The 23913-nt window shown below is 61.7% G+C and carries 21 protein-coding genes and 1 pseudogene; 17 read left to right on the top strand and 5 right to left on the bottom strand.

Annotation, left to right across the window (positions count from 1 at the left end):
• Positions 1–30 precede the first annotated feature (30 nt).
• From HJC00_RS23010 to glpK, 9 genes are all read left to right on the top strand, one after another.
• Positions 31–804, top strand: a complete 774-nt coding sequence (locus HJC00_RS23010; RefSeq protein ID WP_085781425.1) for a DeoR/GlpR family DNA-binding transcription regulator — start codon at positions 31–33, stop codon at positions 802–804.
• 121 nt (positions 805–925) lie between these two features.
• Positions 926–2440, top strand: a complete 1515-nt coding sequence (gene glpD, locus HJC00_RS23005) for a glycerol-3-phosphate dehydrogenase (RefSeq protein ID WP_221164649.1) — start codon at positions 926–928, stop codon at positions 2438–2440.
• Positions 2441–2482: 42 nt separating this feature from the next.
• Positions 2483–3580 carry an ABC transporter ATP-binding protein gene (locus HJC00_RS23000; RefSeq protein ID WP_210633692.1) on the top strand — a complete coding sequence of 366 codons (1098 nt, stop codon included), beginning with the start codon at positions 2483–2485 and terminating at the stop codon, positions 3578–3580.
• Positions 3581–3589: 9 nt separating this feature from the next.
• Positions 3590–4660, top strand: coding sequence for an ABC transporter ATP-binding protein (locus tag HJC00_RS22995; protein ID WP_210633694.1), 1071 nt, complete (start codon positions 3590–3592; stop codon positions 4658–4660).
• Positions 4661–4663: 3 nt separating this feature from the next.
• On the top strand, positions 4664–5530 hold the full coding sequence (locus HJC00_RS22990; RefSeq protein WP_210633696.1) for a carbohydrate ABC transporter permease: 867 nt from the start codon (positions 4664–4666) through the stop codon (positions 5528–5530).
• Between the two features lie 14 nt (positions 5531–5544).
• Positions 5545–6372 carry a carbohydrate ABC transporter permease gene (locus tag HJC00_RS22985; RefSeq protein WP_210633698.1) on the top strand — a complete coding sequence of 276 codons (828 nt, stop codon included), beginning with the start codon at positions 5545–5547 and terminating at the stop codon, positions 6370–6372.
• Between the two features lie 13 nt (positions 6373–6385).
• Complete coding sequence (locus HJC00_RS22980; RefSeq protein WP_064806467.1) at positions 6386–6667, top strand: DUF2160 domain-containing protein; 282 nt, start codon at positions 6386–6388, stop codon at positions 6665–6667.
• 77 nt (positions 6668–6744) lie between these two features.
• Entirely contained in the window at positions 6745–8469 is a 1725-nt protein-coding gene (locus tag HJC00_RS22975) for an ABC transporter substrate-binding protein (RefSeq protein ID WP_210633699.1), read from the top strand.
• A gap of 154 nt (positions 8470–8623) precedes the next feature.
• On the top strand, positions 8624–10126 hold the full coding sequence (gene glpK, locus HJC00_RS22970; RefSeq protein ID WP_221164648.1) for a glycerol kinase GlpK: 1503 nt from the start codon (positions 8624–8626) through the stop codon (positions 10124–10126).
• Here the strand turns inward: glpK and HJC00_RS32730 are convergent.
• Positions 10071–11015, bottom strand: a pseudogene (locus tag HJC00_RS32730) (alanine--tRNA ligase-related protein). The gene glpK and the pseudogene HJC00_RS32730 overlap by 56 nt on opposite strands.
• Positions 11016–11084: 69 nt before the next feature.
• Between HJC00_RS32730 and HJC00_RS22960 the strand changes: the two are divergent.
• Both HJC00_RS22960 and HJC00_RS22955 read left to right on the top strand, forming a co-directional pair.
• Complete coding sequence (locus tag HJC00_RS22960) at positions 11085–11516, top strand: antitoxin Xre-like helix-turn-helix domain-containing protein (protein WP_221156024.1); 432 nt, start codon at positions 11085–11087, stop codon at positions 11514–11516.
• Positions 11513–11995 carry an RES family NAD+ phosphorylase gene (locus HJC00_RS22955; protein WP_210633704.1) on the top strand — a complete coding sequence of 161 codons (483 nt, stop codon included), beginning with the start codon at positions 11513–11515 and terminating at the stop codon, positions 11993–11995. Before HJC00_RS22960 ends, HJC00_RS22955 begins: the two co-directional genes overlap by 4 nt.
• Before the next feature lie 62 nt (positions 11996–12057).
• On the opposite strand, the gene pdxA is transcribed toward HJC00_RS22955, so the two are convergent.
• From pdxA to HJC00_RS22935, 4 genes are all read right to left on the bottom strand, one after another.
• On the bottom strand, positions 12058–13041 hold the full coding sequence (pdxA, locus tag HJC00_RS22950) for a 4-hydroxythreonine-4-phosphate dehydrogenase PdxA (RefSeq protein ID WP_221156025.1): 984 nt from the start codon (positions 13039–13041) through the stop codon (positions 12058–12060).
• A gap of 79 nt (positions 13042–13120) precedes the next feature.
• Positions 13121–14254, bottom strand: a complete 1134-nt coding sequence (locus HJC00_RS22945) for an iron-containing alcohol dehydrogenase (protein ID WP_221164646.1) — start codon at positions 14252–14254, stop codon at positions 13121–13123.
• Between the two features lie 354 nt (positions 14255–14608).
• Positions 14609–15799 carry an exo-alpha-sialidase gene (locus HJC00_RS22940; protein ID WP_221164645.1) on the bottom strand — a complete coding sequence of 397 codons (1191 nt, stop codon included), beginning with the start codon at positions 15797–15799 and terminating at the stop codon, positions 14609–14611.
• 11 nt (positions 15800–15810) lie between these two features.
• Positions 15811–16716 carry a dihydrodipicolinate synthase family protein gene (locus HJC00_RS22935; protein ID WP_210633711.1) on the bottom strand — a complete coding sequence of 302 codons (906 nt, stop codon included), beginning with the start codon at positions 16714–16716 and terminating at the stop codon, positions 15811–15813.
• 323 nt (positions 16717–17039) lie between these two features.
• On the opposite strand from HJC00_RS22935, the gene HJC00_RS22930 reads away from it, so the two are divergent.
• The 6 genes from HJC00_RS22930 to HJC00_RS22905 all read left to right on the top strand — a co-directional run bounded on the left by HJC00_RS22930 (position 17040) and on the right by HJC00_RS22905 (position 23783).
• Positions 17040–18677, top strand: coding sequence for an ABC transporter substrate-binding protein (locus tag HJC00_RS22930; protein WP_221164644.1), 1638 nt, complete (start codon positions 17040–17042; stop codon positions 18675–18677).
• A 130-nt stretch (positions 18678–18807) separates the two neighbouring features.
• Entirely contained in the window at positions 18808–19764 is a 957-nt protein-coding gene (locus tag HJC00_RS22925; RefSeq protein WP_221147551.1) for an ABC transporter permease, read from the top strand.
• Between the two features lie 2 nt (positions 19765–19766).
• Positions 19767–20726 (top strand): ABC transporter permease, encoded by a 960-nt coding sequence (locus tag HJC00_RS22920; RefSeq protein ID WP_210633716.1) that lies wholly within the window; start codon positions 19767–19769, stop codon positions 20724–20726.
• A complete protein-coding gene (locus tag HJC00_RS22915; protein ID WP_221164643.1) occupies positions 20723–21730 on the top strand; it encodes an ABC transporter ATP-binding protein in 1008 nt (335 codons plus the stop codon). The genes HJC00_RS22920 and HJC00_RS22915 overlap by 4 nt, the downstream gene beginning before the upstream one ends.
• Entirely contained in the window at positions 21730–22722 is a 993-nt protein-coding gene (locus HJC00_RS22910) for an ABC transporter ATP-binding protein (protein ID WP_210633719.1), read from the top strand. Before HJC00_RS22915 ends, HJC00_RS22910 begins: the two co-directional genes overlap by 1 nt.
• Positions 22719–23783 carry a four-carbon acid sugar kinase family protein gene (locus tag HJC00_RS22905; RefSeq protein ID WP_221164642.1) on the top strand — a complete coding sequence of 355 codons (1065 nt, stop codon included), beginning with the start codon at positions 22719–22721 and terminating at the stop codon, positions 23781–23783. The genes HJC00_RS22910 and HJC00_RS22905 overlap by 4 nt, the downstream gene beginning before the upstream one ends.
• Positions 23784–23913: the final 130 nt, after the last annotated feature.

The raw sequence follows: 23913 nt of genomic DNA, 5'->3' as shown, positions 1-23913 counted from the left end.
AAAAACGAAAGCAGAGCGAAAGGGGCGCGGATGTTCTTGACCGACCGACAAACTGAAATCGTGGCGATTGCGAAATCGAGCGGCAGGGTTCTGGTCGAGGAGCTCGCCTCCCGCTTCTCGGTGACGCCGCAAACAATCCGCAAGGATCTGAACGATCTCTGCGACGCGCAGGTGCTGACGCGCATTCATGGCGGCGCGACATTTCCGAGCGGAACGGAGAACGTCAAATACGAGGCGCGGCGGCAGATCGCCGCTTCGGAGAAGCAGGCGATCGGTATGGCGGCAGTCGAGCTGATCCCGAGCGGAGCCTCGCTTTTCATCAACATCGGCACGACGACCGAAGCGGTGGGCGAGGCGCTCGCCAATCACCACGAGCTGATGGTGATCACCAATAATATCAACGTTGCCAACAGGTTGCGTCTCTTTCCGGCCATCGAGGTGGTGATCGCCGGCGGCGTCGTGCGCGGCTCGGACGGCGGCATCGTCGGCGAAGCGGCGGTCGACTTCATCCGGCAGTTCAAGGTCGATTATGCCGTCATCGGCGCATCGGCAATCGATATTGACGGCGCGCTCCTCGATTATGATTTTCGCGAAGTGAAGGTCGCGCAGGCGATTATCGCCAATGCCCGGCATGTCATCCTCGTTGCCGATTCGACGAAATTCGAACGCACCGCGCCGGTCCGGATCGGCCAGCTTTCCCAGGTCCATACCTTCATCACCGACCACTGTCCGGTGCCGTCCATCCGCAATCTCTGCCTCGAAAACAATGTGAAGCTGATCGAAACGAGCACCAGATCGCGCTAGGTCACGCGAATGGAACAAACATTCGTTTGACATTCGCATTCCTTTCGTTTTAACTGTTATCACTTTCGCAATCGCGCAAGTTTTGTGCGATGCGAAATCAGCAGTGGGCTCGGAGGGGCAATTGGGCCGGGAGATACACGACATATTCGTCATTGGCGGCGGCATTAACGGCTGCGGCATTGCGCGCGATGCCGTCGGGCGCGGCTATTCCGTCGCGCTGGCGGAGATGAACGATTTTGCCTCCGGCACCTCGTCCGGCGCCACCAAGCTGATTCATGGCGGCCTGCGTTATCTCGAGCATTACGAGTTCCGGCTGGTGCGAGAATCGCTGATGGAGCGCGAGATCCTCTGGGCGATGGCGCCGCACATCATCTGGCCGCTGCGCTTCGTATTGCCTTATCACAAGGGCGGCATCCGCCCGGCCTGGCTGATCCGACTCGGCCTCTTCCTTTACGATCATCTCGGCGGCCGCAAGCTGCTGCCGGCGACGTCGGTACTCGACATGCGCAAGGACCCGGCCGGCAAGCCGCTGAAGGCGCTGTTCACGAGGGCGTTTGAATATTCCGACGGCTGGGTCGATGATGCCCGCATGGTCGTGTTGAACGCCCGCGACGCAGCCGACAAAGGGGCGGCCATCCTGCCGCGTACGAAGGTGGTGTCGGCGCGGCGTGAGAATGGTCTCTGGCACATTGAAACGACCGATACGGTGACTGGCCGCAATGACAGCCATCAGGCCCGCATGCTGATCAATGCCGCCGGTCCCTGGGTCGATCATGTCATCCGTTCCGCCTTCGGCCAGAACGAGGCCCACCACGTTCGTCTCGTTCAGGGTAGCCATATCGTCGTCAGGAAGAAGTTCGACGACCCTCGTGCCTATTTCTTCCAGAATCCTGACAACCGCATCATTTTCGCCATTCCCTATGAGGGCGATTTCACCCTGATTGGCACCACCGACCGCGACTACACCGCCGATCCCAAGGACGTCCGGATCTCCGAGGAAGAGACCGTCTACCTCTGCAACGCGGCTTCGGAATATTTCAAGGAACCGGTGCGGCCGGAAGATATCGTCTGGACCTATTCGGCGGTCAGGCCGCTTTATGATGACGGCGCCTCGAAGGCGCAGGAGGCGACACGCGATTATGTGCTGAAGCTGGAAGGCGAAGGCGGGGCTGCGCCGCTGCTCAACGTCTTCGGCGGTAAGCTCACCACCTATCGCCGGCTTTCCGAGCATGCGCTGGAGAAAATCGGTGCCGCGATCGGGGTCAAGGGCAGCCCGTGGACGGCAAAGAGCCATCTGCCGGGCGGCAATTTCGCGGTCCAGGGTTATGAGGGCGAAGTCGCCAAGTTGAGGCGGCGTTACCCCTTCCTTGCCGATCCGCATGCGCGCCGGCTGGTGCGCCGCTACGGCACCAGGGCCGAGACGCTGCTCGGCGATGCCCGCGGCATTGAAGACCTCGGGCAGCTGTTCGGCGCCGATCTTTACGAAGCCGAGGTCAAATACCTCGTCGAACATGAGTGGGCCCGGCACGCCGAAGACGTGCTGTGGAGGAGAACAAAGGATGGTCTGCGCCTTTCGAAGGAACAGGCTCAGTCACTGGAGGAGTACATGGCTGCCATACCGGCGATGGCCGGATAAGGTGGCGTGTGGTCCCCGCTGCGTGGAGGCACGGGAATCGGAATGCTGGAACTGCGAAACGCCGCCAAGATGGTGGGCGCGGACTATCATATCTATCCGACCGATCTGGTCCTCGAGCGCGGCACGCTGAACGTCCTGCTCGGGCCGACGCTGTCGGGCAAGACGTCGCTGATGCGGCTGATGGCCGGGCTCGACCGTCCGACCGCCGGCTCCGTCCGTTTCGACGGCGCTGATGTCACTGGCATGCCGGTGCAGAAGCGCAATGTCGCCATGGTCTACCAGCAGTTCATCAATTATCCGGCGCTGACCGTATACGAGAACATTGCCTCGCCGATGCGCATATCGGGCAAGGATGCCGCCACCATCGACCGCGAAGTGCGCAAGGCGGCCGAGCTTCTGAAGCTCACGCCCTATCTTGATCGCACGCCGCTCAACCTGTCCGGTGGCCAGCAGCAGCGCACTGCGCTGGCGCGCGCGCTCGTCAAGAATGCCAGCCTCGTGCTGATGGACGAGCCGCTTGCCAACCTCGACTACAAGCTGCGTGAGGAATTGCGTGAAGAGCTGCCGAAGATCTTCGCCCAATCCGGCGCGATCTTCGTCTATGCCACGACCGAACCGTCCGAAGCGCTGCTGCTCGGCGGCAACACGGCGACATTGAACGAAGGCCGGGTGACCCAGTTCGGGCAGACGATCGATGTTTACCGCCGGCCTGCCGACCTCGCTACCGCCGGCATCTTCGCCGACCCGCCGCTAAACACGCTCGACGTCACCAAATCCGGCAATGCCTTTACGCGTCCGGGCGGGGCAGCCCTTCCGGTTCCCCCGCATCTGGCCGTCGTGCCGGACGGGCCGGTGACGGTCGCTTTTCACCCGCATCATCTCGGCTTCAAGCCGCAGACGGGTGACGCGGCCTGCCTGCAGGCGCGCACGCTGGTTTCGGAGATCACCGGTTCGGAGAGCTTCGTTCACCTGGAATATGATGGCGTGCGCTGGGTAATGCTGGCGCACGGGATTCACGACATCGATCCCGACATGGAGATCGAGGCCTTCCTCGACATGCGCCACCTCTTGGCCTTCGGCGCCGACGGCCGCGCCATCGCTTCGGCCGGCCGCGATGCCGCAACGACCGGAAAGGCATAGGAGAGCACAATGGCACGCATTACGCTCGACCATATCCGCCACGCCTACGGAGCCAATCCGCAGACGGAGAATGATTATTCGCTGAAGGAAGTCGACCACGAGTGGAACGACGGCGGCGCCTATGCGCTGCTCGGTCCTTCCGGCTGTGGCAAGACCACGCTGCTCAACATCATCTCCGGTCTGTTGCAGCCTTCGCATGGCCGCATCCTCTTCGACGGCAAGGATGTGACGAATCTTTCGACGCAGAGCCGCAACATCGCGCAGGTCTTCCAGTTCCCTGTCATCTACGACACGATGACCGTTTACGACAATCTCGCCTTCCCCCTGCGCAACCGCGGCGTGGCGGAAGCCGATGTCGACCGGCGCGTGCGCGACATTCTCGAAATGATCGACCTTGCCGGCTGGGCCAAGCGCAAGGCGCAGGGGCTGACGGCCGACCAGAAGCAGAAGATCTCTCTCGGCCGCGGCCTGGTGCGCAACGACGTCAACGCCATTCTGTTCGACGAGCCGCTGACCGTTATCGATCCGCATATGAAATGGGTGCTGCGCTCGCAGCTGAAACGGTTGCACAAGCAGTTCGGCTTCACCATGGTCTACGTCACCCATGACCAGACCGAGGCGCTGACTTTCGCCGAGAAGGTCGTCGTCATGTATGACGGCCAGATCGTTCAGATCGGCACGCCCGCCGAACTCTTCGAGCGGCCGAGCCACACCTTCGTCGGCTATTTCATCGGTTCGCCGGGTATGAACGTCATGCCGGCGCAGATCGACGGCAGCGCCGTCAAGGTCGGAGACGAGGTGCTGGCGCTCGATTACGCGCCGAAGACTGCAGGTAGCTCCAAGACCGAGCTCGGCATCCGCCCGGAATTCATCCGCCTCGGGCGGGAAGGCATGCCGATCACCATCACCAAGATCGAGGATATCGGTCGACAGAAGATCGTGCGCGCTCGCTTCGCCGGCCAGCCGATTGCGATCGTCGTGCAGGAGGATACGGACATCCCCACGGATGCTCGCGTCACCTTCGATCCGTCCGCCATCAGCATTTACGCCGACAGCTGGCGTGTCGGCAGGGAGGCCTGAGCCATGCAGAAGACGTGGAACAACAAAGCCTGGTTTCTGGTCCTGCCGGTGCTGTTGCTCGTGGCCTTCTCGGCCGCCATCCCACTGATGACCGTGGTCAACTATTCGGTCCAGGATACGTTCGGCAACAACGAGTTCTTCTGGGCAGGTACCGACTGGTTCGTCCAGACGCTGCATTCCGACCGCTTCTGGGAAGCGCTCGAGCGAAACCTGCTCTTCTCCTTCATCATCCTGGCGCTGGAAATTCCGCTCGGCATCTTCATCGCGCTCAACATGCCGAAGAAGGGTATCGGCGTTCCGGTCTGCCTCGTTCTGATGGCGCTGCCGCTGCTCATCCCGTGGAATGTCGTCGGCACTATCTGGCAGGTCTTCGGACGTGTCGATATCGGCCTCCTCGGCCATACGCTCGAAGGGCTCGGCCTCGATTACAACTATGTCCGCGATCCCGTCGATGCCTGGGTCACCGTCATCGTCATGGATGTCTGGCACTGGACGAGCCTCGTCGTGCTGCTCTGCTATGCCGGCCTCGTCTCGATCCCCGACGCCTATTATCAGGCCGCCAAGATCGACGGCGCCTCGCGCTGGTCCGTATTCCGCTACATCCAGCTTCCGAAGATGAAGCGGGTGCTGCTGATCGCCGTGCTCCTGCGCTTCATGGACAGTTTCATGATTTATACCGAGCCCTTCGTCGTCACCGGCGGCGGCCCCGGCAACTCGACGACCTTCCTGTCCATCGATCTCGTGAAGATGGCCGTCGGCCAGTTCGATCTCGGCCCCGCCGCGGCGATGTCGATCATCTACTTCCTGATCATCCTGCTGCTGTCATGGATCTTCTACACGGTCATGACCAGCAGCGACGCCAACGCCTGAGAAAGGAGAGATCCATGGCTGCGACAATGAAATACAAGCCCGCCGGAAATTTCTCCTGGGTGGTCACGACGCTCTACATCGTCTTTCTGCTCCTGCCGATCTACTGGCTGATCAACATGAGCTTCAAGGAGAATGCCGAGATCACCGGCGCCTTCTCGCTGTGGCCGCAAAACCCGACGCTCCGGAACTACGCCGTCATCTTCACCGATCCGTCCTGGTATAGCGGTTATATCAACTCCATCATCTACGTGGTGATGAACACTGTTATCTCGGTGCTTGCGGCGCTGCCGGCGGCCTATGCCTTCTCGCGCTACCGGTTCCTCGGCGACAAGCACCTGTTCTTCTGGCTGCTGACCAACCGGATGGCGCCGCCCGCCGTCTTCGCACTGCCCTTCTTCCAGCTCTATTCCGCCTTCGGCCTGATCGACACGCACATCGCCGTGGCGCTCGCCCACTGCCTGTTCAATGTGCCACTGGCAGTCTGGATCCTCGAAGGCTTCATGTCTGGCGTGCCGAAGGAGATCGATGAAACCGCCTATATCGACGGCTACTCCTTCCCGCGCTTCTTCGTGAAGATCTTCATGCCGCTGATTGCGAGCGGGATCGGTGTCGCCGCCTTCTTCTGCTTCATGTTCTCCTGGGTCGAACTGCTGCTGGCCCGCACGCTGACGACGACCGCGGCAAAGCCGATCTCGGCGATCATGACACGCACGGTTTCGGCGGCCGGCATGGACTGGGGCGTACTGGCGGCAGCCGGCGTGCTGACCATCATTCCCGGCGCGCTCGTCATCTATTTCGTTCGCAATTACATCGCCAAGGGCTTTGCCCTGGGCCGCGTCTGAGGAGGAGACGGCCATGAATTTTTCCTGGATGGCTTGGACACTGCCGACGGCGCTGTTCTTCCTGACGATCCTGGCGCTGCTGATAGCCATGAGCGTCTGGGAATATTTTTCGCCGGGCGGCACGCCGCGCACAGGCGTGCTGCGGTTCGAGACGACGCGCGGCGACCGGCTTTTCATTTCGCTGCTTGGGGCAGCATTCATTCATCTTGCATGGCTTGGGCTCGCTGGGCCCAACCTGTGGTGGGCTCTTGCTATTTCCGTAGTCTACGCCATTGGCGTGTTCCGCTACGTGTAACGGCAGGGAGAAGACAGATGGCCGGGGGTACTGGCCGCCTGAGACGTGACTGCAATCGCAAACCCTGGGAGGATATTATGCGACGGCACTTATTGACGACGACAGCAGGCTTGCTGCTGGCGATGACAGCATCGGCCTATGCCGGCATGGACGAGGCCAAGACGTTCCTCGACAAGGAAGTCGGTGATCTCTCGACGCTTACCCGCGCCGACCAGGAAAAGGAAATGCAGTGGTTCGTCGATGCCGCGAAGCCCTTCGCCGGCATGGACATCAAGGTCGTTTCCGAAACGATCACCACGCATGAATATGAATCGAAGGTGCTGGCTCCGGCCTTCACCGCGATCACAGGCATCAAGATCACCCATGACCTGATCGGCGAAGGCGATGTGGTGGAAAAGCTGCAGACGCAGATGCAGTCGGGCGAAAACATCTACGACGCCTACATCAACGACTCGGACCTGATCGGCACCCATTGGCGCTACCAGCAGGCCCGCTCGCTGACCGACTGGATGGCCAATGAAGGCAAGGATGTCACCAATCCTGGTCTCGACGTCGACGACTTCATCGGCAAATCGTTCACGACGGCGCCTGATGGCAAGCTTTACCAGCTGCCGGACCAGCAGTTCGCTAACCTTTACTGGTTCCGCTACGACTGGTTCAACGACGAGAAGAACAAGGCGGACTTCAAGGCGAAGTACGGCTACGATCTCGGCGTGCCGGTCAACTGGTCGGCTTATGAGGATATTGCCGAGTTCTTCACCGGCCGCGAGATCGACGGCAAGAAGGTCTATGGCCACATGGACTACGGCAAGAAGGACCCGTCGCTCGGCTGGCGCTTCACCGACGCTTGGCTTTCGATGGCCGGCAACGGTGACAAGGGTATTCCGAACGGCAAGCCGGTCGACGAATGGGGCATCAAGGTCGACGAGAACTCCCGTCCTGTCGGTTCGTGCGTCGCACGCGGCGGCGACACCAACGGCCCGGCAGCGGTCTATTCCATCCAGAAGTATCTGGACTGGATGAAGGCCTATGCACCGGCCGCCGCTCAGGGCATGACCTTCTCCGAATCCGGACCGGTCCCCTCGCAAGGTGAAGTCGCCCAGCAGATGTTCACCTACACGGCCTTCACGGCCGACTTTGTCAAGGAAGGCCTGCCGGTCGTCAATGCGGACGGCACACCGAAATGGCGCTTCGCACCAAGCCCGCACGGCGTCTACTGGAAGGACGGCATGAAGCTCGGCTATCAGGATGCCGGCTCCTGGACGCTGATGAAGTCCACGCCCGTCGATCGCGCCAAGGCGGCCTGGCTCTATGCCCAGTTCGTCACTTCCAAGACTGTCGACGTGAAGAAGAGCCACATGGGCCTCACCTTCATCCGCCAGTCGACGCTCGATCATAAGTCCTTCACCGATCGCGCGCCGAAGCTCGGCGGCCTGATCGAATTCTACCGTTCGCCGGCCCGCCTGCAGTGGTCGCCGACCGGTACGAACGTTCCTGACTATCCGAAGCTCGCGCAGCTGTGGTGGCAGGCGATCGGTGACGCCTCTTCCGGCGCCAAGACGGCGCAGGAAGCGATGGACTCGCTTTGCTCCGAGCAGGAAAAGGTGCTGCAGCGCCTGGAACGCGCCAAGGTCCAGGGCGATATCGGTCCGAAACTCGCCGAAGAGCATGATCTCGCTTATTGGAATGCGGATGCGGTTAAGAAGGGCAACCTGGCACCGCAGCTGAAGATCGAGAACGAGAAGGAAAAGCCGCTGACCGTCAACTACGACGAGCTCGTCAAGAGCTGGCAGAAGAAGTAAGGCGGACCCGGCCGGAGGCGACGAGGCCTCCGGCCATCACTTCCTTGCCACCGGCAGCAAGCCGGTGGCATCCCACAATCTTTCTCTCATCAAACCCGGCGTCCTGCCGCTGAGCGGCAGGCTGAGCGGTTTCGTGCGAGCCGGAGATGGATGTATGAGCGGCTATATTCTTTCGATCGACCAGGGCACGACGTCTTCACGCGCCATCATCTTCGATGGCGGCATGAAAATGGCCGGCTCGGCGCAGGCGGAGATCACCCAATATTATCCGCAGCCCGGATGGGTGGAGCATGACGCCGCCGAAATCTGGGAGTCCGTCGTCGTCACGGTGCGCAGCGCGATCGCCGATGCCGGCATGAACGCCGCCGCGATCGCGGCGATCGGCATTACCAATCAGCGTGAGACGGCAGTCGTCTGGGATCGCAAGTCCGGCGCGCCGCTTCACCGCGCTATTGTCTGGCAGGACAGGCGCACGGCCGAAATGTGCGAGAGCCTGAAGGCCGACGGATATGAGAAGCTGTTCAGTGCCAAGACAGGCCTGCTGCTCGATCCCTATTTCTCCGGCACGAAGCTGCGCTGGCTGCTCGACAATGTCGATGGCCTGCGGGAAAAGGCGGAGGCGGGCGAGGTCTGCTTCGGCACGATCGACAGCTGGCTGATCTACAAGCTGACTGATGGTCGCGTGCACGCTACCGATGCGACCAATGCGTCGCGAACGCTGCTCTATAATATCGATGACGGGGCATGGGACGAGGAGCTTCTCGGCATTCTCGGCATTCCCTCCGCCATGCTGCCCGAGGTCAGGGAATGCGCCGATGATTTCGGCCGGGTCGACGAGGCGCTGTTCGGCGCCGCGCTTCCGATCCTCGGTGTCGCCGGCGATCAGCAGGCTGCGGCCGTCGGCAATGCCTGTTTTGATCCTGGCATGATGAAATCCACCTATGGCACCGGCTGCTTCGCTCTGCTGAACACCGGCCGGGATCGCGTTTCCTCCTCCAACCGGATGCTGACGACCATTGCCTGCCGGCTCGACGGCGAAACGACTTATGCGCTCGAAGGCTCGATTTTCATTGCGGGTGCGGCCGTGCAATGGCTGCGCGACGGCCTCGGCATCATCAGCCAGGCTTCCGAGGCAGGGGTTCTTGCGACCAAGGCGGACCCCGGCCAGCAGGTCTATATCGTTCCGGCCTTCACCGGCCTCGGCGCGCCCTATTGGGATCCAGCCGCGCGCGGCGCGATCTTCGGCCTGACGCGCAACAGCGGGCCGGCGGAATTCGCCCGCGCCGTGCTTGAATCCGTCGCCTACCAGACGCTCGACCTGCTCGTTGCGATGAAGAAGGACTGGGGCGCCAACCAGTTGGAAACCGTCCTGCGTGTCGATGGCGGCATGGCCGCGTCCGACTGGACGATGCAGTGCCTGGCGGACATCACGGGAAATCCCGTCGACCGCTCGGCGATCCGCGAGACGACGGCGCTGGGAGCCGCCTGGCTCGCCGGCTCGAAGGCCGGCATCTGGCCCGGCAGGCGGGAGTTTGCACAGGCCTGGGCCTGCGACCGCCGCTTCAATCCCTCGATGGAGGAAGGCGAGCGGCAGACCAAGATCATCGGTTGGAAGAATGCCGTGTCGCGCATGATTTCGGACACGGCGGCAGGATAGCGGCGAGATCGATGCCGTGGGTGTCAAACCACCAATCCGCACTCATGGCGGAATAGCGGTCGCGAAGGCGCAGATATTTAACGCGGAACCGCTTCTGGCGTTCGACTTCGTCCTTAAAGAAGGGATGGTCGAGCGTGCCGCCCATCTTATGGATGCGGCGGAGCAATTTCCGCAGAACATATCCCTGTTCCTTGTTGCCCGGCCGATAGCCGCTTTCCACGATTGTCGTGACGGTCTCGCACGATGTCTCCAGCGCATCGCTTTGCGGCGTGCCGTTGGCGATCATATCGAGACGTTCCCCGCCGAAGCCGACGTCTATGCAGATTCTGAGCGGATTGACGATGTTTCCGATCTCGACCCCATCTTTGTAGAACGCGGTGCAGTATCCCGTGATGCTGCCATCGCTCCAGATGCATTGCGAATCTGGAACGACGGGCACGCGCCACTATAGAACGGCGTCCATTCAAGCAGGTGGTCCGGATGGATCGTTACGTGATCCGGCGTGATGCCCAGTGTTCCCAGAAACGCAAGCCAGAAGTCGATGGCATCGCCGACTGCCATTTCTCTAAGCGAAAAAAGGCCAAGCATGGTGAAGTGGAGAAGAGGTCCCGTCGCCGATCTCATCAAGGTCGCCCATGCGCAGGCAAGTCTGGCTGTTTGCGACAGTTCTACGGTAGGAAGGATCGGAGAAGAGAGATTTGTCCTGCTGCATTCCAGCGCTGCAGAAGAGCGTTGTATCGTCATGCGGCCGTACGGATCCAATGCGTGTGAAATCAATGCCCTTGGAAAGGCAGAAGTCTTGATAGTGCTGGATCAGGCGTCCCGCGGTGACATAGGCAACCTCCTTCGCTGTTCGTGTCTTTCTGCAACATAGCGGTATGACGCGCATGCAGACAGGCTCTTGAACATTGGCTCATTTGAGACTAAATATACCCTCAAGTGAATTGGAGCCATTGTCATGACCGGATTTGCAGTCGTTGCCGATGTTCTCGGCTTGCCAGCCAGGGAGCCGGCCTCACGTTCGGCGTTCGGGCTGCTTTCCAGCATCGAGGAGGGATTGCCGGTCAAGGCGCTTGACCGGATGGCGCTGCTTCTCGCCCCGAGCGATGCGCAGTTCAAGTACCGACTGGTGCCGAAGGCCACCTATGAGCGGCGCAAGTCCAAGCATCGGCTTTCCTCCGACGAGGGCATAAAGCTCGCTCGCCTCGCGCGCGTCTGGGGGCTGGCGCTCGATGTCTGGCAAAGCGACATCGAGGCGCGAGATTTCCTGTTCCGCCCCCATGCGATGCTGGAGGACAGGCGGCCGATCGACGTCGTTATCCAGAGCGAAATCGGCGGCGAACTCGTTCTCGATATCCTCGGAAGCCTGAAATACGGCAGTGCTGCGTGAGCGCGCAACGCCTGGATCGCACGCTGACATCTGTCCGCATCGGAGATCCTGACGGAACCTATCCGATCTTCGACGCGACCGGCTCGACCATCGCGCCGGGGCGGTGGAATACGGCAGGTAGCCCGATCATTTACACGAGCGAACACTATTCGACGGCGCTTCTTGAAAAGCTCGTGCATGGCAGCGGGCGGCTGCCGCCCAACCAGCATTATGTCACCATCACCATACCGCGCGGGGTTAGCTACGAGGTTTTCTCCGAGCCCGCGCTCTCGGGCTGGGACAGCATGCCGGCCAGCGTCAGCAAGGACTTCGGCGAAGGCTGGTGCCAGGAGAAGCGCAGCGCTATCCTGCTGGTGCCGAGCGTCGTCGCCCGCGTCGACCGCAACGTGCTGATCAATCCGGCGCATCCGGAATTCTCCTCGATCACGGCAAGTCTCCACGAGCCAGTGTTCTGGGATCGCCGTCTGTTCGGCATGTGACGCGGCAGCAGGAAAACGTTTCCCCCGAGCAATGGCGCTGTCGCTCCTCTCTAATGTTGCGATCAGGTCTTCTGGCGCGGCGAGCGGGCCATCAGCCTGGCATAGGCAATAGCCGACAGCATGTTGACGTGATTGGCTTTGCCGGTACCGGCGATGTCGAAGGCGGTGCCGTGATCGACCGAGACGCGGTCGATCGGCAGACCGAGCGAGACGTTGACGGCCGTATCGAAGGCAACGAGCTTGATCGGTATATGGCCCTGATCGTGATACTGGGCAATGACCAGATCAAAGGCGCCGTTATAGGCGCGGGCGAAGACCGTGTCGGCGGAGATCGGGCCGACAACGTCGATACCCCTGGCCTGCGCCTGCTCGACGGCCGGCGCCAGGAATTCCATGTCCTCGGTGCCGAACAGGCCATTTTCGCCGCAATGCGGATTGAGGCCAGCGACGGCAATGCGGGCCTTCTTGCCCAGGCGCAGGAAATGCCTGTGGCCGGCTTCGATGGTGGCGAGCACCCGCTCGGTCTTGGCGCGTTCGATCGCGCCCTTTAGCGAGATATGGGTCGAGACATGGATGGTGTTCAGCCGCTCGGAAGCAAGCAGCATGAAGGAGCTCTTCGAGCCTGTGAGGTGTGCGAGAAGCCCGGTATGGCCGTCATGGTGATGGCCGGCAAGGTTCATCGCTTCCTTGTTGATCGGGGCGGTGACGATGACATCGGCCTGTCCCGACATGGCGAGATCGACGGCGCGGGTGATGTAGCGTACCGAGGCATCGCCGGCGACCGGGCTCACCTTGCCGATCTCGGGCAGGGCGGCGCCGAGCGAGACCTCGTCGACCGCGATCCTGTCGCCGGCGGCCTCGGCGGGTCCGAATTTCAGGCCCGAGCCGGTAACACGATCGGCCCGCTCCAGCGCTTCCACATTGCCGACGATAACGAAATCGCGACGCTCTTCGCTTGGAAGCGCCGCCAAGGCCTTGACGATCACTTCGGGGCCGACGCCGGCGGGATCACCGAGTGTCACGGCGACTTTCGCATTCCTGTCCATCAATCGAGTTCCTTCTGAAACCGTTGCTTAGGTCCGAAGCATGATGTCGAAAACCGCCCACACTTTTCGGCATCATGCTTTAAAAGGCGGCCGCGTAAATCGAGCGAATGTCGGCGCGGGTTAGATCGCGCGGATTGTTGTCGAGCAGCCGGCGAATGGCAAAGGCGTCATCGGCCATCGCATCGAGATCGCTTTCCGGCACGCCTAGGCCGGAGAGCTTCATTTCGATGCCGAGTTCGGCGCAGAAAGCGTAAGCCGCATCGAAGACGGAGGCGATGTTTTCCGCGGTTTCGTAGCCGAGCGCTGCCATCACCGCTTTCGTCTTCTCCGCGGCTGCCGGCGTGTTGAAGGCGAGAACATGCGGGAAGATCAGAGCATTCGCGGCACCATGAGCCACGTGCCAGCGCGTGCCGAGAGGGTAGGCGAGAGCATGGCCGCCGGCAGTATTGACCGGGCCGAGACAGAAGCCGCCGTAAAGGGAGGCGAGCGCGAGACCGGCGCGCGCCTCCGCGTCGCCGCCGTTCTTGACGGCACGGGCAAGATATCTGCCGACGAGCCGCGTTCCCTCGATCGCATAGATGTCGACCATCGGATGGGCTTTGCGGTTGGTGAAGGCTTCGACACAATGGGCCATGGCGTCGACGCCGGTTGCGGCGGTGGTGCGCGCCGGCACGCTGAAGGTCAGCGCCGGATCGACGATGGCGATGTCGGCCAGCATATGAAAGCTTTCAACGGCGAGCTTCGCCATCGTCTTGGGATCGGTGACGAGCGCGCGGATGCCGGCCTCGCTGCCGGTGCCGGACGTCGTCGGCACCTGGGCGAGCCCGACTTTGCGCGGGCCGTTGACCTTGTTCGGACCGACAACCTCGTGCAGCGTCTGCGTCGAGCCGGCAAGAACGGCGGCGAGCTTTGCCAGATCCATGGCGCTGCCGCCGCCGAAGCCGACGATCAACTCGGCATCGGCGGCGTTAGCCACTCCCAATACTTTGTCGAGATTGGCCGTATCCGGCTCGGGCGTCACCTCGGAAAACACCGTGACCTCGCCCTTCAGTTCCAGCACATCGATGCGCGAAGCGTTGAACGCATCCGAGATCACAAGCGTGCGCCTGTAGCCCTTTTCGGCAGCCCATCTGCCGAGCTTTCCCGCCGTGCCGATGCCGAACTCGATCAAATGCGGCCGAACTATCGTGATTGGCGAACCCAAGCTGGCCATGAATCAGTCCTCCCTGCGGATCTTGCGGCAACAGTGTCGCCTTCTTTAATGTAAAGTTGTAATGTCAATGTCAAGTCGGCATTCCAGAGAGCTGAAAATTTTGTCGCCTGATATCGGAACGTTGAAGCTCTCATGCGGAGAGAATATACATAAACATCAGGTAAATCTGCAGGTTATCGGATCTCTGTCTTTGAATTCCAATAATCCGCTCAGGCCGAACCTGCCTATCGTATGTTCGAGGAGCCAGTCGAACTTGTTATCAAGCTCAAGCCGTTCGACCGGTCGAAGCCGTTGAATCCCGCGTTCTTCTCCCTCTCCGGACGCAGATTTACAATTGCTCAGCCGCCGCCTCGCTTACGGCAAGGATTGCGGGGCGAGGCGCACATATTTGATGGCGCGCCGATAGTATGTGTAGGCGATATGGAGTGTGCCGTCGCCGCCTTGGACGACTGAGGGATAGGAGAATTCGCGGTTCAGCGAATCCTTGGAATTGTTGCTGAGGCAGAAGCCATCGCCGGTATCGAGATCCATGCGATGCGGAAAGCTCTTGCCGCCATTCCTCGATATCGCGAGGCTCAGCGGCGCACGCGGGACACCCCAGACCGCCTTGCGGCCGACATCGGAAGCAGGAACGGTAGCTGTCGCTCCAGCCTCGTCGCCCTCGATTTCATCGTAGAGAGACTGGCGCCGTGCATCCGACACGGCTGCATTCGAATGGTTATAAACCATTGCAATCGCTCCATCATCCAGGACTGTGGCCTGGATCGAGGAATTGTTGTTCGGCAGGTCCGTGGGCTCCGGAGCGCTCCACGTCCTGCCGCCGTCGTTCGATCGGCTGGAAAGAACGGTCTCGGCGAAACGGTTGCGGTAGAAGGCGATCATCTCGCCGCCGCCGAGTGGAAGGATGTTCATGTGCACGGCGCCGATGCTGTCGGGAACGTCGTTCATCTGCCAGCTCGCGCCGCCGTCGCGCGAGATCAACACCGCTGCCGTATCGGCGTCGCCGCTCCAGCGCCGGCCGTCGAGGCCGACGCAGCGGAAGATTGGGAGCAGCCATTCGCCTCTGTCGTTCACGACGATCTGCTGGCGAACGAAGGTACCGGGGCTGTCGCAGAGGATACGGACCGGGCCGAACGTCCGGCCGCCGTCATCGGAGATCCGGCATTTGACAACGGAGCCGTCCTGATTGCCCGAGGTCTGCGAGGTAAAAAGCAGCCATGTCTTTCCGTCAGGAGCATTGAAAATCAACGGGTTCTGCTCGGATTTCTCCGGATCGTCGCTCATCTTCTCCGGTTCGGACCAGCGCTCGGAGCCCGGCGCCAGCCGCGACATGTAAATGGAGATATCGCCCATGCCCTCCATAGTTCCGCCGAACCAGACGCAGGTCAGCGCGCCATCGGGCAGAAAGGCGAGATTTGCCGCGTGGTTCTGGATGCAGGGCGAGGGCAGATAGGTGTCTGCGCGGCCCTCGACAGCGGGGTGGGCTGTGATGGCCCCGGTCATCAGGGCGGGAACGGCTTCGGGGGGCAGTCCGGTAAAGCGCATGGCGGGTCTCCTCAGGGCAGCTTGGCGTAGCTCTCGGCGAGTGCGGCATAATCCGCTTCGCTGAGCGGCATTAGTGGTGCGCGGGTGCGCCTCCATGCGGGATTGCCCGTCTTCAGCCCGACCATTGCCTTGATGGCCGGGATCTGGACGTAGGAGTTGGAAAGTGTGCGGTAAGCATTGATGCGCGCCTGCGCCGCCTCGACTCCGCTGGCGCGCCTCTCGTCGTGGACATGGTCGTAGACCGTGCGCAGTGAATCTGCCACGAGATTGGAGGTCGCAGTGATGCAGCCCGCGCCGCCGGCCTTCAAGAGCGGCAGCAGCAGGGGATCGGCGCCCGCCAGGACGGAAAAGCCGGGATAGGCAGCGATAATGGCCTGCATGTTGTTGAAATCGCCCGCAGATTCCTTGATGCCTACGACGGTTTCCGGGAAAGCGGCAATCAGCCGGCCGATCAGCGGAATGGAGAGCGGCACACCCGAGACCTGCGGGATATGATAGAGGATGACCTGCAGTCGCGTGTCGGCGACTTTCTCCAGCACCTGCGAATAGGCGGCAAAGAGGCCGTCGTCTGAGACGCCCTTGTAGTAGAAGGGCGGCAGCATCACCACCTTGGTGACGCCGAGCGACAGGGCGTGCCGGGTCAGTTCGACGGTCTCCGGAATGGCGACGACGCCCGTTCCCGGCAACAGCTTGTCGGAAGGAATGCCGGCCTCCAGCGCCGCTTCCAGAATGGCGCGCCGCTCGCCTCCGGAAAAGGAATTGGCCTCACCCGTTGTGCCGAGCAGGGCCACGCCATGACATCCCTCGGCCAGCAGCCGTCGGCAATGATCGGTGAAAAGGCTGAGATCCGGCGTATTGTCCGCGGTCAGCGGCGTTGCGGCCGCGCTGAAAACGCCTGTAATCCTGTGATGGCTCATTCCGCCCTCCCTTCGGCGCGCCTTGTCTTGCCGATCCGTCGAACCGTCCGACAGCACATGCGATTGTCATTTGTCTGTGGCGATGGAGTGCAAAGAACTTTTCCATTGCGGCGCTTTTGTCAAGAAGACAAAATGAGTGACTGCGGAGGCGAAATATTATCTAACTGTAATTATAGTGTTATTTTTATCAGATAATTTTCGTCGGATTAAAATCGCGTTTTTTTGTTGACATATTTACAATAACGAGGGAACGATATGACAGGGATTATGCTGCGCCTGGAGGGTGCAGGGAGAGTGCTGCCGATTAATTGTGGGAGGAATGCATGTCTTTTGATCAATCTGACAAAACCAATCTATCACGTCGCAATGCGTTGAAACTCGGCCTCGCCGCCGGCGTCGGCCTTACCGTCTTCGGGATGAATGCCCGCATCGTGCTGGCGGACGAAGGCCAGGCCCTGAAAGTCGCGCATCCGGCTTTCGACCAGGACTGGTCGCCGCTGCGTGGTGGCGGCAGGACCTTCCGCTGGAACGCGATCTGGTGGGCTTCGCCGATGTATTTCGACAGCCAGGGCAATCTCAAGCCCTATGTCTTCACCAGCTGGGAATCGGCCGACAACATCGTCTGGACCTTCAAGATCGATCCCAAGGCCGTCTTCTCCGACGGCAGCAAGATTACCTCGGCCGACGTCAAGGGGTCGTGGGAAGTCGCCTCGATGCCGAACACCAAGAGCCAGCGCGCCGACCAGGTGCTGAGCAAGGTCAAGGGTTATGCCGAGATCGCCGCCGGCTCCGGCAAAGAGCTGACCGGTGTCGCGACTCCCGACGAAGGAACGGTCGTCGTGACGCTCGCCGGCGCCGATCCGATCTTCTTCATGCGCCTGGCAAACCACATCGCGCCGATCACCAAGGCGTCGCAGTCACGCGGTAGCGACGGCGAGGAGGTCATCGATTGGTACAAGCCCGACAGCAAACCGGTCTTCTCCGGGCCTTTCAAGCTGACGAGCCTCGATATCGACGCCGGCAAGCTTACTTTCGAGCCGAATGAACATTTCTTCGGGCCGAAGCCGAAGCTTGCGCGCATCGAGATCACCTCGATCGAGGACAATGTCACCGCGACCTCGCTGATCAACTCGGGCGAGTTCAACGCCCATACAGAGCTCGTCACCTCGACCATTATTCAGGACCTTGGCCCGGAATTCTCGGCCGGCCCGCTGATCCCGACCAGCCAGCATTTCTGGTTCAATATCTCCCGCGCGCCGATGGACGATCCGAAGGTCCGCCAGGCGCTGATCATGGCGGTCGACCGTGATGGCCTGTTCAAGGCTTCTTATCCCGATGGGCCGCACAAGAAGGCCGACCAGATCCTCAACTCGGTTCCAGGCGCGGAGAATTCCGGCTTTGAACCTTTTCCCTACGACCCGGAAGGCGCCAAGAAGCTGCTCGCCGAATCGAGCTACGGCGGTCCGGAGCGGCTGCCGAAGATCATGTTCGTCGGCATTTCGGCGCCGGCGATTGAGGCGGCGGCCCAGTTCATCGCCGAGCAGTGGCGCCAGAACCTCGGCATTACAGCGGTTGACATGAAGCCGCAGCAGGACGCCTACGCCGGCCCGGACCAGAACTCGGTCCAGATCTTCCGCGACGACGTCGGCACCCGCGTTCCCGATGCCGTTTCCTATCTCACGGGCTGCATCGCCTCGACCTCGTCGAATGCGCAGAACAAGCTCGGCGGATACAAGAACGACAAGGTCGACAGCGCCCTTGCCGAAGCGGCGACCAAGGCTGCGGACGATCCGCAGCGCATCGCTCTCGCCCAGCAGGCGCAGAAGGCCTTCCGCGACGATTGGGCCTTCATTCCGTGGTATTCTCAGGCGATGTCGCGCTGGGCCACCAAGGAGGTCAAAGGCCTCGATAAGAACCTCGACTGGCAGGTTGTCGAACCCTGGAACATCTCCATCGGTTGATCTCGGAAAGCCCTGTTGGAATTGACAATGAGCGCGCGAGGGCCTTGCGGCCTTCGCGCAAGTTTCAAGAAGAGATGCGATCCGTCAGGCTGATGAGGGAAACGCATCGTATAACAGGTGGGAGGTGGCCTTGCTGCGCTACGTGCTAACCCGGTTTGCCATCTGGATTCCGTCCGTTCTCGTGGTCATGCTGGCTGTCTATGCGCTGGCTTTTTACGGCGCCGGCGACCCGATCAAGCTGATCTTCCTGCGCGCGCCGGGCGATGTCGCCTACAATCCGCAGCGCATCGAAGCCATTCGCGAAAGCGCGGGTCTCAACAGGCCCTTCATCGAGCAGTTCGGCCTTTACATCTGGAACCTGCTGCACGGCCAGTTCGGCAACTCGCTGACATCGGGCCGCGCCGTCTGGGCGATGGTCTCGGCCGCTGCGCCTGTCTCCTTTCAGCTTGCCCTCTGTTCCATCATTCTGACCGCCGTCGTCGCGATCCCGCTCGGCATGATCGCCGCGCTGAACCAGAATTCGCGCCTCGACTACGCCATTCTGGGCTCCGCGCTTTTCCTTTGGGCGATCCCAGCCTATGTCGCCGGACCACTGCTGATGGTCGGCCTCATCGTGCTGCTGCCGGGCGTGAAAGTGCCCTATGGCTGGGGCGGCATCCTCGATATCAGAATCCTGCTGCCGCTGATCGTCCTCTCCTTCCAGCCGATCGCGCTCATCGTGCGCCAGACCCGTGCCGCCGTCATCGAGGTGCTGTCGGAGGATTTCGTCAGGACCGCCCGGGCCAAGGGCGTGCCCGAAATCATCGTCGCGCTGCGTCATATTCTGCGGCCGGTGCTGACGCCCGTCGTCACGCAGCTCGGCCTGATCATGATTACGATCGTCAACGGCGCGATCTTCGTCGAACTCGTCTTCGGCCTGCCGGGTCTCGGCCGGCTGACGGTACAGGCGCTGATCAATTCCGATTATCCCGTCATCCTGGCGATCACGCTGATCGGATCGTTCCTGGTGATGGTGTCGAACCTGCTGGTGGACGTGCTCTATCCGCTGCTCGACCCACGCGCCAACGATGCAAGAAGGAGCCGCTGACCATGTCCGCCATCCCTCTTTCCACCGCCGAAACCGTCGACGAGCCGCCGGTCAGCCTGTGGCGCGATGCCTGGCATCGGCTGCGGCGCAACAAGCTCGCCGTCTTCGGCCTCGTCATCGTCCTGATCCTCGCCTTCACGGCGATCCTCGGGCCTTATCTCACGCCCTATGATTATCTCAGCCAGGACCTCAGTGCCCGCAACGCGCTGCCGTCGATGAGCCATCTCTTCGGAACCGACGACCTCGGTCGCGACGTTTTCAGCCGCGTTGTCTTCGGCACGCGGACCGCGTTCCTCGTCGCCGTCATCGTCACCTTCTTCGCGGTGCTGATCGGCTTGACGCTCGGCGCGGTGGCCGGTTTCTTCGGCAATCCTTTCGATCGCGCCATCATGTGGCTGACTGACGTGACGATGTCGGTTCCCAACCTGCTGCTCGTCGTCGTCATCAACGCGTCGCTGAAATCGCCGATCACCCGGTGGATGGAGGCGCGCTACCTCGAGACCCTCAACCCCTTCTACCGCCAGACCATATGGGTGGACTTCATCCTCGTCTTCGGGTCGATGGCGCTGATCTCCTGGCCGCCTTATGCCCGTCTGGTGCGCGCCCAGGTGCTGTCGATCCGCAGTCGGCCCTACATCACCGCGGCCCAGGCGCTCGGCCTGTCGAACTGGATCATCATCAAACGTTATGTCGTGCCGAATGCGCTTGGCCCGCTGATCGTCTCGGTCAGCGCCGGTCTCGGCACAGCGATGGTGCTGGAAAGCGCCTTCAGCTTCTTGGGTGTCGGCGTCAATCCGCCGACGCCGAGCTGGGGCAACATGATCTCGGACGGCCTGCGCGTCTGGCAGCATTATCCGCATCTTCTCGCCGCTCCGGCGGCCGTGCTCGGCCTCGCCTCGGTTGCCTTCAGCTTCCTCGGCGACGGCCTCAACGACGCGCTCAACCCGCGGGGCGGCAAATGATGGATACGAAAAGCACAGAACGCCTGCTCGATGTCAGGGGTCTTACCGTCGAGATCGATGGCCGCAACGGCCCGGCCGTCGTCGTCGACGGCATCGATCTCCACGTTGACAAGGGCGAGACCCTCGGCGTCGTCGGCGAATCCGGCTGCGGCAAGAGCCTTACCATGCTGAGCCTGATGCGGCTCCTGCCGAACAAGATCAAGGTCGCCAGGGGATCGGCGACCTTCGACGGCCGCGACCTGCAGACGATGTCGAACGGCGAGCTGCGCAAGGTGCGCGGCGGCGATATCGGCTTCGTCTTCCAGGACCCGATGACCTCGCTCAATCCCGTCATGCGCGTCGGCGACCAGATCTGCGAGCCGCTGATCTATCACCGCAAGATGAAAAAGGCGCAGGCCCGCGCCCGCGCCGTCGAGCTTCTGCGCCTGGTCGGCATTCCCGGTCCGGAAGAGCGCCTGCAGGCCTTTCCGCACGAACTATCAGGCGGCATGCGCCAGCGCGTGATGATCGCCATCGGCCTTGCCTGCAATCCCAAGCTCCTGATCGCCGATGAGCCGACGACGGCACTCGACGTCACCATCCAGGCCCAGATCGTCGATCTGGTGAAGGATCTGCGCGCCAAGCTCGGCATGTCCGTCGTCTGGATCACCCACGACCTCGCTTTGATTGCCGGTCTCGTCGATCGCGTCGCCGTGCTCTACGCTGGCACCGTCGTGGAAGATGCGCCGGTGAACGAACTCTATGCCCGTCCGAGCCATCCCTATACGCGCGGTCTGCTGTCCTCGATCCCGAAACTGTCGGATCCGCCGGCAAGCCGGCTGCGCTCGATCGGCGGCACCCCACCGGAGCCCGGCCGCCGGCCGAAAGGTTGCCCCTTTGCGCCGCGCTGTCCGCTTGTAGAGGCGGTCTGTCACGAGAAGGTGCCACGGCTCGAACCGCTGAGCGGCAGCAGCAATCATCGCGCCGCCTGTTTCGTCGTCCAGAGAATGCAGGAGGCCGCGTGATGGCTGCTCAACCGCTGCTCAAGATCGAAAATCTGGTCAAGCATTTCCATGTCAAGCTCGGTGCTTTCGGTGAGCGGTCGGCGACGGTCTATGCGCTCGACAATGTCGATCTCGACATCATGGAAGGCGAGACGCTGAGCCTTGTCGGCGAATCCGGCTGCGGCAAATCGACGACCGGTTTCACCATCCTCAATCTCTATAAGGCGACCAGCGGCAAGGTCGTCTACAAAGGCCAGGACCTGGCCACCCTCGACGAGAAGCAGATGCGGCCTTTCCGCCGCGACCTGCAGATCGTCTTCCAGGACCCGTATTCGACGCTCAATCCGCGCATGACCGTGGGCGAAGCGATCGGGGAGCCGATCCTCTTCCATAAGCTCTGCGCCAAGGCCGAGCTGAAGGAGAGGGTGGCGACGCTGCTCACCGATGTCGGCTTGCCCACACGCTTTGCCCAGCGCTATCCGCACGAGCTTTCCGGCGGCCAGCGTCAGCGCGTGGTCATCGCCCGCGCGCTCGCCTGCCAGCCGAAATTCATCGTCTGCGACGAGGCGATCTCAGCACTCGACGTGTCGATCCAGGCGCAGATCATCAACCTTCTGCTCGATCTGCAGGAGAAATACGGGCTGACATACCTCTTCATCGCCCATGATCTCGCTGTCGTGCGCCACATCAGCACCCGCGTCGGCGTCATGTATCTCGGGCGGCTGGCCGAACTCGCCACCCGTGAGGAGCTCTTCGACAATCCGCTGCATCCCTATACCAAGGCGCTGCTGTCGGCCGTTCCGGAGACCGATCCGGAACTGGAGCGCACCCGCCAGCGCCAGATCCTGCAGGGCGACGTGCCGAGCCCGCTGAACCCGCCGTCCGGCTGCCGTTTCCACACGCGCTGCCCGATCGCAATGGATGTCTGCAGCAAGGTCATCCCGGCCTGGAAGGAAGCCAGGCCCGGCCATCTCGTTGCGTGCCACGCCGTCAACACGGAGCAAATCGCATGACGCTGAAGGCTGCGATCATTGCCGACGATTTGACCGGCGCGCTCGATACCGGCACGCCCTTCGTCGAAGCCGGCCTTTCGGTCGTCGTCGCGATTGATATGGAGGCGGCCCGGGAGGCGGTCGCCATCGGTTGCGATGTCGTCGTCGTCAATACCGCCTCCCGCGCGCTGGATGAGCGCGAAGCCGCCGAAAGAGTACACTCGGCGGCGGAGGTCTTTCGTGGCGAGAAGCCGGCGGTCGTCATGAAGAAGATCGATTCCCGGCTGAAGGGCAATGTCGCGGTGGAAAGCATGGCGCTGGCGAAGGCATTCGGCCTTAAGACCGTCGTCGTCGCGCCCGCCATTCCCGATCAGGAGCGTTTGACCTACCGGGGCTGTGTCGTCGGCCGCGGCATCAACCGGCCGCTGCCGATCGCTGAGCTGTTCAAAACTGGCGCGGACCGCATTGTCGTTGCAGATGCCGAGGACGATGTCGATCTTGACCGGATCGCCGAGGGTCATGACTGGCAGACGACCCTTGCGGTCGGCGCACGGGGTCTTGGCGCCGCACTTGCGCGCCACCTCGGCGAGAGAGGTCCATCGACCAAGAGGGAATTTGCAGCAAGCCCGCGGACCCTGTTTGCCTTCGGCTCGCGCGATCCGATCACTGCCGCTCAGATGAACCGGCTTGAAAGCACAGGCGCCTTGCGCATGGTAGTGGACGCGCCGATGGGCGAGATCGAATGTGGAGAGGGTCTGGCGCTGCCGGTGCTGTTGCGTTGCACAGGCGATATGGCGGCCGATGCGCGGCTCGTCGCCCGCAGCTTTGCGGCAGGCGTCAAGGCTGTCATCGACGACACGAGGCCGGATATGCTGATGGTCGGCGGTGGCGATACGGCTCTTGCCGTTTTCCGTATACTGGGTGTGAGGGTATTGACGCCCAAGGGCGAGATCGAGGCGGGCATTCCCTGGTTCGATGTGACGGCCGCCGATGGCCGGCTATTTCGGTGCGCCGTCAAGTCGGGGGGCTTCGGCAAGCCTGATAGTCTGCTAAAACTGGTTCTTCGGAATCAGGCGGCATAGAACAGGATGATTTAGGCCAACCAGCCTAAATCATCCTGTTCTAAATTCTGTAGTGAGAGCATGATGTCATCCGAAAACCGCTCACACTTTTCGGCGTCATGCTCTAGTAAGATACCGTCGGGGAGAATGA

The sequence above is a fragment of the Rhizobium sp. NLR22b genome (genome assembly GCF_019685295.1).
Lineage (GTDB): Bacteria > Pseudomonadota > Alphaproteobacteria > Rhizobiales > Rhizobiaceae > Rhizobium.
The sequence above is the reverse complement of the archived record's forward strand: the minus strand, read 5'-3'. Positions and strand labels throughout refer to the sequence as shown.